Source organism: Aquitalea sp. (assembly GCF_030150775.1).
In the GTDB taxonomy this organism is placed as follows: Bacteria; Pseudomonadota; Gammaproteobacteria; order Burkholderiales; family Chromobacteriaceae; genus Aquitalea; species Aquitalea denitrificans.
This window is the reverse complement of record NZ_JASLFG010000034.1, coordinates 131711-145857: the sequence shown is the minus strand read 5'-3', so window position 1 is coordinate 145857 and position 14147 is coordinate 131711. Positions and strand designations below refer to the sequence as shown.

12 protein-coding genes are annotated in these 14147 nt (G+C 63.3%); 5 read left to right on the top strand and 7 right to left on the bottom strand.

The genetic code is table 11. From position 1 onward, the window contains the following. Positions 1-202 precede the first annotated feature (202 nt). The 3 genes from QVF59_RS11580 (at position 203) to QVF59_RS11570 (ending at position 3652) form a co-directional block, all read left to right on the top strand. Positions 203-931: a GntR family transcriptional regulator gene (locus tag QVF59_RS11580; protein ID WP_089084208.1), complete on the top strand. Its 729-nt coding sequence runs from the start codon at positions 203-205 to the stop codon at positions 929-931. 172 nt (positions 932-1103) lie between these two features. Continuing rightward, positions 1104-2360 (top strand): SfnB family sulfur acquisition oxidoreductase, encoded by a 1257-nt coding sequence (locus QVF59_RS11575; RefSeq protein WP_287879982.1) that lies wholly within the window; start codon positions 1104-1106, stop codon positions 2358-2360. A gap of 59 nt (positions 2361-2419) precedes the next feature. Further along, complete coding sequence (locus QVF59_RS11570) at positions 2420-3652, top strand: acyl-CoA dehydrogenase family protein (RefSeq protein WP_287879980.1); 1233 nt, start codon at positions 2420-2422, stop codon at positions 3650-3652. Between the two features lie 154 nt (positions 3653-3806). On the opposite strand, the gene ribB is transcribed toward QVF59_RS11570, so the two are convergent. Then, entirely contained in the window at positions 3807-4487 is a 681-nt protein-coding gene (ribB, locus tag QVF59_RS11565) for a 3,4-dihydroxy-2-butanone-4-phosphate synthase (protein ID WP_287879978.1), read from the bottom strand. A gap of 7 nt (positions 4488-4494) precedes the next feature. After that, positions 4495-5676, bottom strand: a complete 1182-nt coding sequence (locus QVF59_RS11560; RefSeq protein WP_287879977.1) for an acyl-CoA dehydrogenase family protein — start codon at positions 5674-5676, stop codon at positions 4495-4497. A gap of 408 nt (positions 5677-6084) precedes the next feature. Here QVF59_RS11560 and QVF59_RS11555 point away from each other — a divergent pair, with 408 nt between their 5' ends. Both QVF59_RS11555 and QVF59_RS11550 read left to right on the top strand, forming a co-directional pair. Continuing rightward, positions 6085-7293 carry an acyl-CoA dehydrogenase family protein gene (locus tag QVF59_RS11555; RefSeq protein WP_045847822.1) on the top strand — a complete coding sequence of 403 codons (1209 nt, stop codon included), beginning with the start codon at positions 6085-6087 and terminating at the stop codon, positions 7291-7293. After that, positions 7248-8417, top strand: coding sequence for a sigma-54 interaction domain-containing protein (locus QVF59_RS11550; protein ID WP_287879975.1), 1170 nt, complete (start codon positions 7248-7250; stop codon positions 8415-8417). The genes QVF59_RS11555 and QVF59_RS11550 overlap by 46 nt, the downstream gene beginning before the upstream one ends. A gap of 119 nt (positions 8418-8536) precedes the next feature. On the opposite strand, the gene QVF59_RS11545 is transcribed toward QVF59_RS11550, so the two are convergent. The 5 genes from QVF59_RS11545 to QVF59_RS11525 form a co-directional block, all read right to left on the bottom strand. Continuing rightward, positions 8537-9259 carry an SDR family oxidoreductase gene (locus QVF59_RS11545; RefSeq protein WP_287879973.1) on the bottom strand — a complete coding sequence of 241 codons (723 nt, stop codon included), beginning with the start codon at positions 9257-9259 and terminating at the stop codon, positions 8537-8539. Between the two features lie 213 nt (positions 9260-9472). Continuing rightward, entirely contained in the window at positions 9473-10282 is an 810-nt protein-coding gene (locus QVF59_RS11540) for a MetQ/NlpA family ABC transporter substrate-binding protein (RefSeq protein WP_287879971.1), read from the bottom strand. 44 nt (positions 10283-10326) lie between these two features. Then, on the bottom strand, positions 10327-11682 hold the full coding sequence (locus QVF59_RS11535; RefSeq protein ID WP_287879969.1) for an LLM class flavin-dependent oxidoreductase: 1356 nt from the start codon (positions 11680-11682) through the stop codon (positions 10327-10329). A 1-nt stretch (position 11683) separates the two neighbouring features. Then, on the bottom strand, positions 11684-12919 hold the full coding sequence (locus QVF59_RS11530) for an SfnB family sulfur acquisition oxidoreductase (protein ID WP_287879966.1): 1236 nt from the start codon (positions 12917-12919) through the stop codon (positions 11684-11686). 12 nt (positions 12920-12931) lie between these two features. After that, complete coding sequence (locus QVF59_RS11525) at positions 12932-14137, bottom strand: SfnB family sulfur acquisition oxidoreductase (RefSeq protein WP_287879964.1); 1206 nt, start codon at positions 14135-14137, stop codon at positions 12932-12934. Positions 14138-14147: the final 10 nt, after the last annotated feature.

Below are 14147 nucleotides of genomic sequence, written 5' to 3'. Positions count from 1 at the left end.
TTGCTGGCAGATTGCATGACGCCGCAGCGCACCGGACTGGCGGCTGTGGCATGAAGGTGATGGGCCGATTCTAGTCAGCGCCCTGCCCGGCACGAACCAAGGAAAACAGCAAAGCAAATCAATTTAAGTCATAACCTGTCATGACAGCTTGCCCGGTGTTTGGGCTTATACTCGGCGCAATCCAATCAAGCCCTGCCCGCCCATGACCACATTAGCCACGCCCCAGGCCCTGCATGCCCGCATCCGCGAAAGCCTGCGCAGCCAGATTCTCAGCGGCCACTACGGCCAGCACGACAAACTGCCATCGGAAAAGCAGCTGATGGAAAGCTTTGGCGTCAGCCGCATCACCGTACGCCATGCGCTGGGCGCACTGGAACAGGAAGGCATGATCTTCCGCATTGCCGGCAAGGGCTGCTATGTGGCCAAGAGCAAACCCGCCCAGACCCTTACCCGGCTGCAAGGCTTTGCCGAGGCCATGCACAGCCAGGGCTATGCCGCCTGCAACCGGGTGCTGAGCCTGCAAACCCTGCCCGCCAGCGAAACCGTGGCCCAGGCATTTGGCGTGGCCGTGGGCACGCCCATGGTGGAGCTGCGCCGCCTGCGCTATCTGGACAATCTGCCGGTGTCGTTGGATATCAGTTATTTCACCCAGGAACTGGGGCTGCGGCTGGCGCGTGAAGACCTGGCCAGCCGTGATGTGTTTCACATTCTGGAAAACGACTACGGCCTGCCGCTTGGCCATGCCGACCTCAGCATAGAAGCCACACTGGCCAGCGCAGAAGAGGCGCAGCTGCTGGATGTGGCACCCGCTGCCCCGCTGCTGGCCTTGCAACGCATGACCCGTGGTGCCGATGGCGCCGGGCTGGAGCTGGACTTCATCCGCTACCGTGCCGACCGCTTCCGCTACCAGTTGCGCGTGGAGCGCAATTAAGCCCGCGGCCATCAGCGCCCCCTGCTGCGCTGGCAGCAGCCAGCCAGCACACTTGTGCTGATTTACAGCAAAAAGCCGTGTTTTACGGCGTAAAACCACGCATTTTGTCAGGCACGCTTATTGCCATTCCTGTGGCATCCCCGGGTATCCGGACTTACACAAGGAATGTGCGATGACTACCTCCCTGGCCGGCCACGAGGCCGTTCGTGTCAACTCTCCCGAGCCTTTCGCCGCCCGCCCGCGCCCGACCTCCCCGGCGCACATCATCCGCGACGATGCCGAAGCCATTGCCGTGGCGCGTCAGCTGGCCATCCGCTTTGCCCACGACGCCGCGCTGCGCGACCGCGAAGGCCTGCTGCCGCTGGCCGAAGTGGACGCCTACTCGCAAAGCGGCCTGTGGGGCATCAATGTGCCCAAGGCCTATGGCGGCGCAGGCGTGTCCTACGCCACGCTGGCCGAGGTCATCAAGATCATTGCCGAGGCCGACTCCAGCATCGCCCAGATCACCCAGAACCATCTGGCCATCAACCTGCATATCGCACTGGATGGCAGCGAGGCGCAAAAGCAGGAACTGTTTGGCCTGGTATTGCAGGGCTACCGCTTTGGCAATGCCTTCTCCGAACTCAACAGCAAGACGGTGGCCGCGTTTGAAACCCGCTATTCCATCGACGGTGATACCACCGTGGTGAATGGCGAGAAGTTCTACACCACCGGCGCACTGCTGGCCCACATCGTGCCCATCGTGGCGGTGGGTGAAGACGGCCTGGGCGCACTGGTATTTGCCGACCGCGACACCCCGGGGCTGAGCGTGATCAACAACTGGTCCAGCTTTGGCCAGCGCACCACCGCCTCCGGCGGCGTAAAGATAGAACAGGTACGCGTACCGGCCAGCCGCGTGCTGCCGATTGCCGCCTTCGATACCCCCACCGTAGCCGGGCCGGTGTCGCAAATCATCCAGGCGGCAATTGACGGCGGCATTGCCCGCGCCGCGCTGGCCGACACCATCGAGTTCATCCGCTCGCAAAGCCGCCCATGGCTGGACAGCGGCAAGGACAAGGCCGCCGACGACCCGTTTACCGTTTCGGCCATCGGTCTGTTGGAAATCCGCCTGCATGCTGCCGAAGCGCTGCTGGAAAAGGCCGGCCGCCTGATCGACGCCGCCCTGGCCCAGCCGAATGAAAACAGCGTGGCACTGGCCACCGTCGCCACCGCCGAAGCCAAGGTGCTGACCACAGAAATTGCCATCGAGGCCAGCAACAAGCTGTTCGAACTGGCCGGCACCCGCGCCACCCTGATTGCCCACAATCTGGACCGCCACTGGCGCAATGCCCGCGTGCACACCCTGCACGACCCGGTGCGCTGGAAGTACTTCCACATCGGCAACTACTACCTGAACCACATTGCGCCGCCGCGCCATCCGTGGAACTAAGCCATGACCGGCAGTGCAGCACTGCCGGTATTCGCCAAATCGCCAAACAGGAAACAACCATGAGCCAACACACCCTGCCGGACGACCTGTCCACCGGCACCGACTACGAAACCCTGGCCCAGCGCTTTCGCCCCATCTTTGCCGAAATCGCCCAGACCGCCCTGCAACGCGAACGCGAGCGCAAGCTGCCGTACGAGCCGATCAACTGGCTGAAACAGGCCGGTTTTGGCGCGGTGCGCGTGCCCAAGCAATATGGCGGGGCCGGTGCCTCGCTGCCGCAGCTGTTCCAGCTGCTGGTGGAACTGGCCACCGCCGACTCCAACCTGCCGCAAGCGCTGCGTGGCCATTTTGCTTTTGTCGAAGACCGCCTGAATGCCCCGGCAAGCCCGGAACGCGAAGTCTGGTTCAAGCGTTTTGTTGCCGGTGAAATTGTCGGCAATGCCTGGACCGAAATCGGCGAGGTCGCCGTGGGTGAGGTCATTACCCGTGTCAGCCGCCAGGGCGACAAACTGCTGCTCAATGGCCGCAAGTTCTACAGCACCGGCAGCATTTTTGCCGACTGGATCGACGTTTACGCCCAGGTGGATGGCACCAACCAGGACGTGATTGCCGCCATCCGCACCAGTGACCCCGGTGTGACGCAAAGCGACGACTGGGACGGCTTTGGCCAGCGCACCACCGGCAGCGGCAGCACCGTGTTTGCCAACGTGACGGTGGAAGCGGAAAACCTGATCGACTTTGCCAGCCGCTTCAAATACCAGACCGCCTTCTATCAGCTGGTATTGCTGGCGGTGCTGGCCGGCATCGGCAAGGCGGTGGAACGCGATGTGGCGCAGCACGTGCGCGACAGAAAGCGCGTGTTCAGCACCGGCAATGCCAGTAGCGTGAGTCAGGATGCGCAGATCCAGCAGGTGGTGGGTGAAATCTCCGCCCTGGCCTATGCCGCCGAAGCCACCGCCATCCGCGCCGCCCACCCGGCCCAGCGCGCTTATGAAGCCCGCTTTGGCAACGATGCCGCGCGCGAACGCCAGGCTAATATCGACGCCGAGCTGGAATCGGGCAAGGCGCAGATCGTGGTATCCGAACTGGTATTGCGTGCATCCACCCAGCTGTTCAATGCACTGGGCGCATCGTCGGCCCGCGCCGAACTGCTGCTGGACCGCCACTGGCGCAATGCCCGCACCGTGGCTTCGCACAATCCGCTGATCTACAAGGCGCGTATTGCCGGTGACTGGGCCATCAACGGCACCGAACCGCCTTATGTCTGGCAGATTGGCCGCGGCAAGGCCTGATGGTTTTACGAATTGGATAATGACAAGGCCCGCGCTTGCGGGCCTTTTGCATGACTGTCACGCGGTGCAGATTATTGACAAACCCCTCTCGCTTTCTGCACCAGCAGCCTGACACCCGCCGTGGCGGGTGCAGGAGGCAGTACGGCGGGCCAGCTCAGGCCGCCACACCCAATGGCGAACTAGCCTCCAGCGCCGCCATTTCGGTACGTTCGCGATAGGCAATCAGATCGGCAATGGTGATGATGGGCAGGCCATGCTGACGGGCAAAGCGCAGCAGCTCCGGGCGGCGCGCCATGCTGCCATCGTCATTGACGATTTCGCACAGCACCCCGGCCGGGGCCAGCCCGGCCAGCCGCGACAGGTCAAGCGCCGTCTCGGTGTGCCCCGGGCGTGCCAGCACCCCGCCCGGCGCATAGCGCAAGGGGAAGATATGCCCCGGCCGAGCAAAGTCGCCAGCCGGAATGCGGCTGTCCGCCAGCGCCCGCAGCGTGGCGGCGCGGTCGGCCGCGCTGATGCCGGTACTGGTGCCGTGCAGGTAGTCCACGGTCACGGTGAAGGCCGTGCGCTGCGATTCATTATTGCTGCTCACCATCAGCGGCAGTTGCAGCTGGTCCAGCCGCTCGCCGGTCAGTGCCACGCACACCACGCCGCTGCTGTAGCGCACCAGGAAAGCCATCTGCGCGGCGGTGATTTTCTCGGCGGCCATGATCAGGTCACCTTCGTTTTCACGGTCGGTATCGTCCACCACCACGGCAAAGCCACCGGCGGCAATGGCGGCAATGGCTTGTTCCACACTGTCAAAATCGTCTTCAACTGCTTGCAGGTTCTGGGTCATTTGGGTCTCAGGAATAAAACGAGGGGGTCGGGTACTGGCCATTCACTGCCCAGTCACCCAGCTCTTGCAGCTTGTAATCCAGCGGGTCGTGCAGGCTGTGCACGCGCAAATTGCGCCAGAAGCGGTCCAACCGCAGGGCGGCGCTGGTGGCGCGAGCGCCGGTCACGTCGAAAATGCGGCTGGTCAGGTCCAGCCCGCTGCGGCTGGCATGCACCTTGGCGGCGGCAATCTGCAAGGCCAGCTGACCACGGCCTGCCTCATCCAGCGCATCGCCCTGCTGCCAGGCGGCATCCAGCTGGTGGCCGGCGTGGTCGGCCAGCAAACGCGCACCTTCCAGTGCAGCCTGGAATTCACCGTAATGCAGCAGGGTGTAAGGGTCCTTACTGGCCGATTCCGCCAGCGAGGCGGGCCACAGGCGGCGCTGCTCCAGCGTATAGCGCCGGGCTTCGGCCACTGCGCCTTCGGCAATGCCCAGATAGATATTGGTGAGGATCAGCTGGGCAATCAGCGGACGCAGGCAGGCGCGTGGTGTGGATAGCGGGCCGGGTTGCAGCAGCAGCTCGTCCGTACCCACCCACACCTGGTCGAAACGGGCAGAGCCGCTATCGGTCTGGCGCTGGCCGATATTGTCCCAGTCCTGATGAATGTGGACGCCGGCCCGGCGGGTGGGAATCACGGCAATCAGCAAACCGCCCTGCCCGGCGCGCAGCGCCGAGGCCAGCAGCATGTCCGAGTCGGTGGCGCCGGAGCAGAAACTCTTGTCACCGGTAAAGCGATAGCCGTCACCTTCCGGCGTGGCCTGGGTACGGGTATCCAGTGGATTGAGGGCATTACCCCAGAACCAGCGCTCGCGCACGGTCAGCTCGAACCAGGGCTGCCACTGATCGGGCCGGCCGAACAGCTGGGCGGTGGCCAGCAACAAGTGCTGGAAGGCAAACACATGGGCCACCGAGCTATCCACCCGCGCCAGTTCGCGCACGATGTGCAAGGTGGTGCTCCAGCTCTCGCCCAGGCCGCCGAATTCGCGCGGAATGATCAGGCCAAGCAGCCCGCTGTCGCGCAGCGCATCGCGTTCGGCCTTGGGGGTGCCGCCTTGCTGGTCACGCGCAATGGCTGTGCGGGCAAAACGGCTGGCCAGTTCGCGGGCAATGGCCAGCGGGCTGTCGGGCGCAATGGATGAATCAGCCATGCTGCCTCCTGCTCTGGCGATACGACTGGCCGCCTGATGAAACATTTTTGCTGCTGAATAAATGAATAAGCATGAAATTACCTGCGGCTGAAATTAAACCGGGTGCGGTTTTGCCAGACAGGCATTAGCAGATTGCATGCCAGGCAATTCAGCCTCATTCAGGCTGAATCCGGCCAGTAATTGCTGCTGCAGCAGCAATTCATTCATCAGCGCTGCTGCCAGCCCAGCAGCCAATAAACACCGTGCTGCACCAGCAGCAATATTCAAAAACGGATATCGGCTGCCATCTGCCGCTAATTCGAATTCTGCATATATTCCTGATAAATCCTTGGTTTACAGCAGCTGATTGGCGCGGTTAAAACTGTCGCCAATGTGCCGCATAGCACAACCTGATAAAAGGATGACCGCTTGAACCTGCCTCACCACCTGCTGGCACCCTCGCCCACCGCCAGCACACCCGCCTCGGCCCTGCTGCTGGCGCAGCAACTGGCTGCCCAGTTTGCGGCTACCGCAGCAGAGCGCGACCATGCCGGCGGCACGCCCAAAGCAGAACGCGACGCCATTCGCGCCAGCGGGCTGCTGGGCCTGTCCATTGCCAGCGAGCTGGGTGGCCTGGGTGCCAACTGGCAGCAAACCCTGCTGGTGGTGCGCGAATTTGCCAAGGCCGACAGTTCGGTGGCGCATGTGTTTGCCTTTCACCACCTGATGCTGGCCACGGTGGAGCTGTTCGGCCAGCCGGAACAATGGCAGCCCTGGCATGAAATCACCACCCGGCAAAACTGGTTCTGGGGCAATGCCCTCAACCCGCTGGACGAGCGCACGGTCAGCCGCCGCTTTGACGGCTGGCATGAGTTTTCCGGGCAAAAGAGCTTTTGCTCCGGCGCGCTGGATTCGCAAATGCTGGTGGTTTCCGCCCGTCAGCAGCACAGCGGGCAATTGGTGGTGGCGGCCATTCCCACCGGCCGCAGTGGCATCAGCGTGCAGCAGGACTGGAACAATATCGGCCAGCGCCAGACCGACAGCGGCAGCGTGAATTTCGAGAAAGTACGCATTGAAAACAATGAAGTGCTGGACAATCCCGGCCCGCTCACCACGCCACGCTCCTGCCTGCGGCCTCTGCTGGCGCAGCTGATTCTCACCAATATCTACCTGGGCATTGCCGAAGGCGCGTTCGAGGAGGCCCGGCACTACACCTTGCACGAGGCGCGCCCCTGGCGTGCGGCACAGGTGGACCACACCCACGAAGACCCATACATCCTTGGCCATTACGGCGAGTTCTGGGTGGGGCTGGAGAGCGTGCGCGCCCTCACCGACCGTGCCGGCAACAGCATGGTGGCGGCGCTGGCACGGGGTGAGGCACTGACACAGGACGAGCGTGGCGAAGTGGCCATGCACATTGCCGCGGCCAAGGTGGCCGCCACCCGGATGGGCCTGAACCTGGCCTGTCAAATGTTCGAGGTCACCGGCGCGCGCGCCACCCATGCCGGACTGCGTCTGGACCGGCACTGGCGCAATCTGCGCACCCACACCTTGCACGATCCGGTTGATTACAAATTAAAGGAGTTAGGGGAATGGGCTTTGATTCGCAACTATCCGACACCGACGTTTTATTCCTGAAACCCGCATCGGCCCGCAGGGCCGAGCCAGCACAAGGCCCGGCCATGCCCCTGATCACCCTGCCTAACCGGCAAAGCCTTACCACTTCCATCCGCGCCACGGCACAAGTGTTCGAGGACCCGCTGTCCACCGCCCTGCTTTCCCGGATACAGCTGATTGCCCCCAGCGACGCCAATGTGCTGATCATCGGCGAAACCGGCACCGGCAAGGAGCTGATTGCCCGTCATGTGCACGCGCTGAGCCAACGGGCCGACCAACCCTTTGTGGCCGTCAATTGCGGCGCGTTTTCCGAATCACTGGTGGAAAGCGAACTGTTCGGCCATGAAAAAGGCGCATTCACCGGCGCGTTTGCCGCCAAGCCCGGCTGGTTTGAAGCAGCCAATGGCGGCACGGTGTTTCTGGATGAAATCGGTGACTTGCCGCTGAACATCCAGGTGAAGCTGCTGCGCATCCTGCAGGAACGCGAGGTGGTGCGGCTGGGCTCGCGCAAGCCCATTCCCATCAATGTGCGGGTGATTGCCGCCACCAATGTGCGACTGGAAGAAGCCGTGGCCGCCGGCCATTTCCGCGAGGACCTGTTCTACCGCCTGCGGGTGGCCCATCTGGCCCTGCCCGCCCTGCGCGACCGCCCCGGCGACATCCTGCCGCTGGCCCGGCATTTTGTGGACGAATACCGCCAGCGCCTGGGCTATGGCGATGTCGCGCTGCATGCCGATGCAGAGCGCAAACTGCTGCAACACCCCTGGCCGGGCAATATCCGCGAACTGGAAAACGTCATCCACCATGCCTTGCTGATCTGCAAACAGAATGTAGTGCGCGGCGAAGACTTGCAGCTGTCCTCGCTCCAGCTAAGTCGCCGCAACGAGCGCCACAGCACACCGTCAAACCCGGCCCACAACAGCCACGACGCAGACGAAGGGCACCAGCAGTTGCAGCAGGCCTTGCAGGCCCTGTTTGAAACCAATGGCAGCAATCTGTACGAAGACATCGAAAGCACCATCATCCGCGCCGCCTATAACTATTGCCACCGCAACCAGGTGCAGGCCGCCCGCTTGCTGGGCATCAGCCGCAACATCATCCGCGCGCGGCTGATCCGCCTGGGGGAAATCAGCGCGCTGCGCTAGGCAAAAACCTGCTGCGGCCTTGCCTGTCCTTGCCGTCCTGCTTGTGTCTGCATCGGCACGCTCCGTTCCGGTTACCGGGACGACACCTTCTTGTTCGCCACGCCAAGGCCGGGCAAAACTCAAGCCCAGGCCGCACCGCCATGCAGGTGCAGCACTTCACCGTTCATGCTGCGGTTGTGCATCAGGAACAGTGCCGCTTCGGCAAATTCGGCTGCCTGCCCCAGCCGCCCCAGCGGCAAGCCGGCCGCCAGTGCCTGCAACCGCGCTGCATCGTCCCCCAGCGCGGCGGCAAGCAAGGGGGTTTCCATGGGGCCCGGGCTGATGACATTGATGCGGCGCGGGGCCAGTTCGCGCACCAGACTGTGCGCCAGGGTTTCCACCGCGGCGGCAGCCACCGCCGCCATCGCCTTGCCCGGCTGCGGACGCTGCACCACCATGCCGGAAGTCAGGGTGATGGACCCCAGCTCTGCCATGCGCGGCAAGGCAGCACGCAAGCAATGCACGCTTCCCCAGAAGCGGCTGTCCAGATTACGCTGCAAATCGGCCATAGCGGACTCCGCCAACCGTCCCGGGCTCAGCACGGCAGCTGTCACCAACAGGTGGTCCAGCTGCGGCAGGCGGGCAAAGAACTGTTCAATCGACGCCGCGTCCAGCACATCCACCGGCCAGCCGATGGCAGATTTTCCCAGCAGTGCCAGCGCCTGCTGCAAGCGCTCCGGCTGACGCCCGCCTATCACCACCTGTGCTCCGGCTTGCACAGCAGCCTGTGCGGCAGCCAGCCCCAGCCCGGAGCTGCCGCCCACCACCACCACGGTTTGTCCCTGCAATGTTTTGTCCTGCATCGCCCTGCTCCCGCCTGATTGGAAAAACCTGATGCTAAAGCCGGGCGAGCAGGGTTTATCTCAGCCATTTCCTGTCTGCAAATTGACTATGTCTGTAAATATCACCGGCAAATGGCAGGCATTGCGTCAGACACATCCAGGCCAAGCCAGGGTTGGCAACGTAAAAAAGGCATTGCCGCAGCAATGCCTTTTTGCCTGGTTCCGAATGAGCACCTACTTTTGCCAGGCCAGGCTGTAGAGCTTGTCGTTATTGGCATAGGACTTGCGAATCTGCGCCTTCACCGCCGGGGAGTTCTGGTAGATCTGCACAAACTTCAACAGCCGCGGGTCACGGGCATTGTCTTCGCGGGCGACAAAGCGCAGTGCATATTGCTCGTCATCCTTGCCGGAGAAGATCAGCGCGCTGCCGGGGTCAAACGCATGGGCGGCCACGATGAAATGCGGATAACCCTGTGCCAGATCCACATCATTCACCACCCGCACCAGCTGCGGGCCTTCCACTTCCACAAACTCCAGCTTGCGCGGATTGCTGACAATATCACTCAGCTTGCCGCGTGCGCCCACGCCGTCGCGCAGCTTCACCAGCCCGGCCTTTTGCAGCAACAGCAAGCCACGGCCCTGATTGATGGGGTCGCTGGCAATAGCCACCTTGGCACCGGTTTTCAGTTCGGAAAACTGTCTGATGCGGCTGGAGTACAGGCCGATATTGGCCAGGATGCCCAAGCCTACCGGCTTGAAATGATAGCCCTGGGTCTTGATGACATTTTCGAGAAACGCCTGATGCTGGAAGTAATTGGCGTCCAGATCCTTGCTGGCCAGGGCCACATTGGGCGTGGTCCAGTCGGAAAACTCCACCACATCCACCTCCAGCCCCTGCTTTTTCGCCTCCTGCGCCGCCACCTGCACCGAGTCGGCATAGGCCCCCGGTGTAACACCTATCTTCAATGCCGCCGCCAGTGCGCCTTGCGCCAGCAGCAGGCCGAGCAGCGCCAGCGCGCCCAGTTTCTTCTGATGATGCTTCATGATTTTCCCTTGAGTGTGTGATGTTGTTTTGGTTTCTTGTCGCGTCAGCGTGGCCGGTAGCCCGCTGCGGCATGGCGGGCGGGCAAGCGGTCGCCCTCGGCAAACAGCTTGTGGCGCAGGCTGCCTTCGGCATAGGCCGTCTTGTAACTGCCGCGGTTTTGCAGTTCCGGAATCACCAGGTCGATAAAGTCTTCGTAGCTTTCCGGCGTCACGGTGCGGGACAGGTTGAAGCCATCCACCCCCACCTCGTTGACCCAACTTTCCAGCTCGTCCGCCACACTGGCGGCATCCCCCACCAGCGTCGGGTAACGACTGCCCAGCCGGAAGCGCTCCAGCAGCTTGCGTCGGGTCAGCTGGTTGGCGGCGGCGGTTTTGGCTGCCGACTGGATGGCATTGCTGCCACCGTATTCAATCGGGTCATCCAGGCCGTAACGGCTGAAATCCACTCCGATGCTGCTGGCAAAGTGGGCGAGGCCCGCTTCCGCGCTGGCGTACTGCCAGTAATCGTCAAACTTTTGCTGCGCCTCGGCCTGGGTCTGCCCCACCACGGCGGCGATGCCGATGAAGATTTTTACATCCTCGGCACGACGACCGGCGGCCACCGCCTGACGGCGGATGTCCTGTACCAGCTGGCGCGTCTTGTCCTTGTCCTGCGCGGCAATGAAGATGCCCTCGGCGTGACGGGCGGCAAACAGCTGGCCACGGTCCGAACTGCCGGCCTGGAACAGCACCGGCGTGCGCTGGCGCGAGGGTTCGCACAGGTGGTAGCCATCCAGCTGATAGAACGGCCCCTGATGGCTGATGCGGTGGATGCGACTGGCATCGGCAAACACCCGCGCCGCCTTGTCGCGCCGCACTGCCTCGTCTTCCCAGCTGCCTTCCCACAGCTTGTACAGCAGTTCCAGATAATCATCGGCACGGTCGTAGCGCTGGTCGTGTTCGTCCTGGGTGAGCAGGCCCATGGCGCGCGCGCCGCTGTCCAGATAGCCGGTGACGATATTCCAGCCCGCGCGGCCACCGGTGAGGTGGTCCAGCGTGGACATGCGCCGGGCAAACAAATAGGGCGGTTCGTAACTGAGATTGGAGGTGACGCCAAAACCCAGATGCTGGGTCACCGCCGCCATGGCAGGCACCAGCAATAGCGGGTCGTTGACTGGCAGCTGGATGGCTTCGCGCGCGGTCAGGTCTATCGACTGCTGGTACACATCGTAAACACCGATGATGTCGGCGATGAACAGGCCGTCGAACAGGCCGCGCTCCAGCGTCTTGGCCAGCTCGGTCCAGTAAGACAGCGTGTTGTAGTCCACCGAGTTGTCACGCGGGTGGGTCCACAGGCCGTGGTTGATGTGGCCGACGCAGTTCATGTTGAAGGCATTGAGCAGAATCTGTTTTTTCGCCATGTCACAGTGCTCCGTGCCGCGGCGGCAGCACATCGTTCAGCACGTAATTGCCGATGGCGTGGAATTTCCAGCGCAGCGGGTCGTGCAGGGTGTGTACGCGGGCATTGCGCCAGTAGCGGTCCAGATTGCGCGCTTCCAGCGTGGCGCTGGTGCCGGCCAGTTCGAACAGCTGGCTACCGGCCTGCAAGGACACTTCGGTGGTCAGCACCTTGGCTTCCGCCACCGCCACCGAGGCTTCGGCCACACTACGGGCATCGGGGAAAGCCTGGGCCTGCAGCGCGTCCAGCACCCGTCCGGCGCGGCGCAGCAAGGCATCGGCGGCCCGCAAGCGCACCCGCAGATTGCCCACCCGCTCCAGCAAGAGCGGGTCGCGGCTGGCCTTGTCCACGCCGGAATCTATCCAGGGACGGGCATGCTCGCGCACATAGTGCAGGGCTTCCTGGTAGGCACCACGCGCCTGGCCCAGGTCGATGGCGCAGTGCAGAATCTGGGCAAACGGGCCGATGGGAGTGGGCCGGTCAAACGAGGCCTTGAACGGGACAATCCACTCCGGCTCCACCCATACCTGGCTGAAGCTGACCGAGCCACTGCCGGTGACGCGCTGGCCGAAGCCGTCCCAGTCGTCGGTAATCTCCACCCCGGCACTGTCGCGCGGGATGAAAGCCAGATAGCTTTCCTGGTTGTCATCCACCACCAGCGTGGGAATCCACTGCGCATACAGCGCGCCGGTGCAATAAAATTTCTGACCGCTGACGCGATAGCCCTTGCCCTCCGGCGTCAGCCGGGTGCGGCGCTGGTAGTCCTTGTGGCCGATTTCGGCCAGCGCATTGCCAAAACGCACGCCATCGAGCGCCAGGCCGTAGAAATAGCGCTTTTGTTCTGCGCTGCCACCCACGCGCAGCACTTCCAGCGCGTAGAAATGGTTTTGCGGAATCTGCGCCAGCGAGCCATCCGCCGCGCTGATGGTGGCAATCACCTCGGCCAGCGTGACGGCGGACACGCCGGCACCACCATATTTGCGCGGCACGGTAATGCCCCACAGCCCGCTCTGGCTATAGCCTTCCAGCTCGGCCCAGGGCAGGATGCGCTCGCTGTCGCGCCGGGCGGCGTCGCGGGCAAATTCGCCAGCCCAGTGGCGGGCCAGTTGCAGCGCTTCTTCATCGCTGTCGATACGGTGGGCCGCCTGCGGCTTGGCCTGCTGGCCCTGCACCGGGCGCAATGCAGCCAGTTCACTCATGCTGCTCTCCTTTCAATTCCATTGATGACGTGCCGGAAACACGCCGTTCAGGCTGTAATTGCCAATGGCGTGGTACTTCCAGCGCACCGGGTCGTGCAGGGTGTGCACGCGGGCATTGCGCCAGTGCCGATCCAGCTGGTGGCGCGCACGGGTGGCGGCCGAACCGGCCAGCTCGAACAGCTTTTCACTGGCTTGCAGGGCAATTTCGGTGGTCAGCACCTTGGCTTCCGCCACGGCAATGGACGCCTCGGCGCTGATGGCATCCGTCACCTCGCCCGTGCGCAGGCGGTCCAGTGTGCGTGCGGCATCGTCCAGTACTTCCTGTGCGGCATGCAGGTCGATCTGCAAGCGCGCCACCGCCTGAATCACATACGGGTCGTCGCTGGCACGGCTGACGCCGGAATCCAGCCAGGGCCGGGCATGCTCGCGCACAAACAGGATGGCGTCGCGCAAGGCGGCCTCGGCAATACCGGCGTCAATACTGGCCTGGATCAGTTGCGAAATGGGCCCGGTGAGATTGGGCCGGTCCGCCAGCTGCCATACTGGCAACAGCTGCGCCTCTTCCACCTTCACCTTGTCAAAACGCACGGTGCCGCTGGCCGTGGTGCGCTGGCCGAACGAGGACCAGTCATCCACCACTTCCACGCCCGGCGCATGCCGTGGCACCAGCACCTGTACCGTCAGGCCGGATTCATCGCGGGCGCGGGTGGGAATCCAGTCGGCAAACAAGGCCCCGGTGGAATAAAAGCGCTGGCCGCTCAGGTAAAGCCCGTCCGCCTCACGGCTCAAACGGGTACTGAGCTGCTGCATGGGCTGTTTGCCCTTTTCCGGCCCGGCATTGCCCAGACGACGCCCGGACAGCACTTCGCTGTAGATGAAGCGCAGCTGGGCCGGCGTGGCCAGCAGGGGGAACAGCTCCAGCACGGCAAAGTGGTTTTGCGGAATCTGCCCCAGCGAGGGGTCGGCCGCGCACAGAATGCGGAACACCCGCGACAGCGTCAGCAGGCTGACGCCGGCACCGCCAAATTCGCGCGGTACGGTAATGCCGCCCAGGCCACTGGCGGAATAACGCGCCAGCTCGGCCCAGGGCAGGCGGCGCTCACGGTCGCGCACACCGGCTTCCACGGCAAACTCGGCCGCCAGCTGGCGTGCCACGTCCAGGGCTTCGGCATCGCTGCGGATCAGCGCAGCTTCTTGCAGGATTGCTTGTTGAGTCATGAATGGTTTC

What these genes read in the sequence shown, in the direction of transcription:
- QVF59_RS11580 (WP_089084208.1), top strand. Translation starts at nt 203, where the DNA reads ATGACCACATTAGCCACGCCCCAGGCCCTGCATGCCCGCATCCGCGAA.
- QVF59_RS11575 (WP_287879982.1), top strand. Translation starts at nt 1,104, where the DNA reads ATGACTACCTCCCTGGCCGGCCACGAGGCCGTTCGTGTCAACTCTCCC.
- QVF59_RS11570 (WP_287879980.1), top strand. Translation starts at nt 2,420, where the DNA reads ATGAGCCAACACACCCTGCCGGACGACCTGTCCACCGGCACCGACTAC.
- ribB (WP_287879978.1), bottom strand. Translation starts at nt 4,487, where the DNA reads ATGACCCAGAACCTGCAAGCAGTTGAAGACGATTTTGACAGTGTGGAA.
- QVF59_RS11560 (WP_287879977.1), bottom strand. Translation starts at nt 5,676, where the DNA reads ATGGCTGATTCATCCATTGCGCCCGACAGCCCGCTGGCCATTGCCCGC.
- QVF59_RS11550 (WP_287879975.1), top strand. Translation starts at nt 7,248, where the DNA reads ATGGGCTTTGATTCGCAACTATCCGACACCGACGTTTTATTCCTGAAA.
- QVF59_RS11545 (WP_287879973.1), bottom strand. Translation starts at nt 9,259, where the DNA reads ATGCAGGACAAAACATTGCAGGGACAAACCGTGGTGGTGGTGGGCGGC.
- QVF59_RS11540 (WP_287879971.1), bottom strand. Translation starts at nt 10,282, where the DNA reads ATGAAGCATCATCAGAAGAAACTGGGCGCGCTGGCGCTGCTCGGCCTG.
- QVF59_RS11535 (WP_287879969.1), bottom strand. Translation starts at nt 11,682, where the DNA reads ATGGCGAAAAAACAGATTCTGCTCAATGCCTTCAACATGAACTGCGTC.
- QVF59_RS11530 (WP_287879966.1), bottom strand. Translation starts at nt 12,919, where the DNA reads ATGAGTGAACTGGCTGCATTGCGCCCGGTGCAGGGCCAGCAGGCCAAG.
- QVF59_RS11525 (WP_287879964.1), bottom strand. Translation starts at nt 14,137, where the DNA reads ATGACTCAACAAGCAATCCTGCAAGAAGCTGCGCTGATCCGCAGCGAT.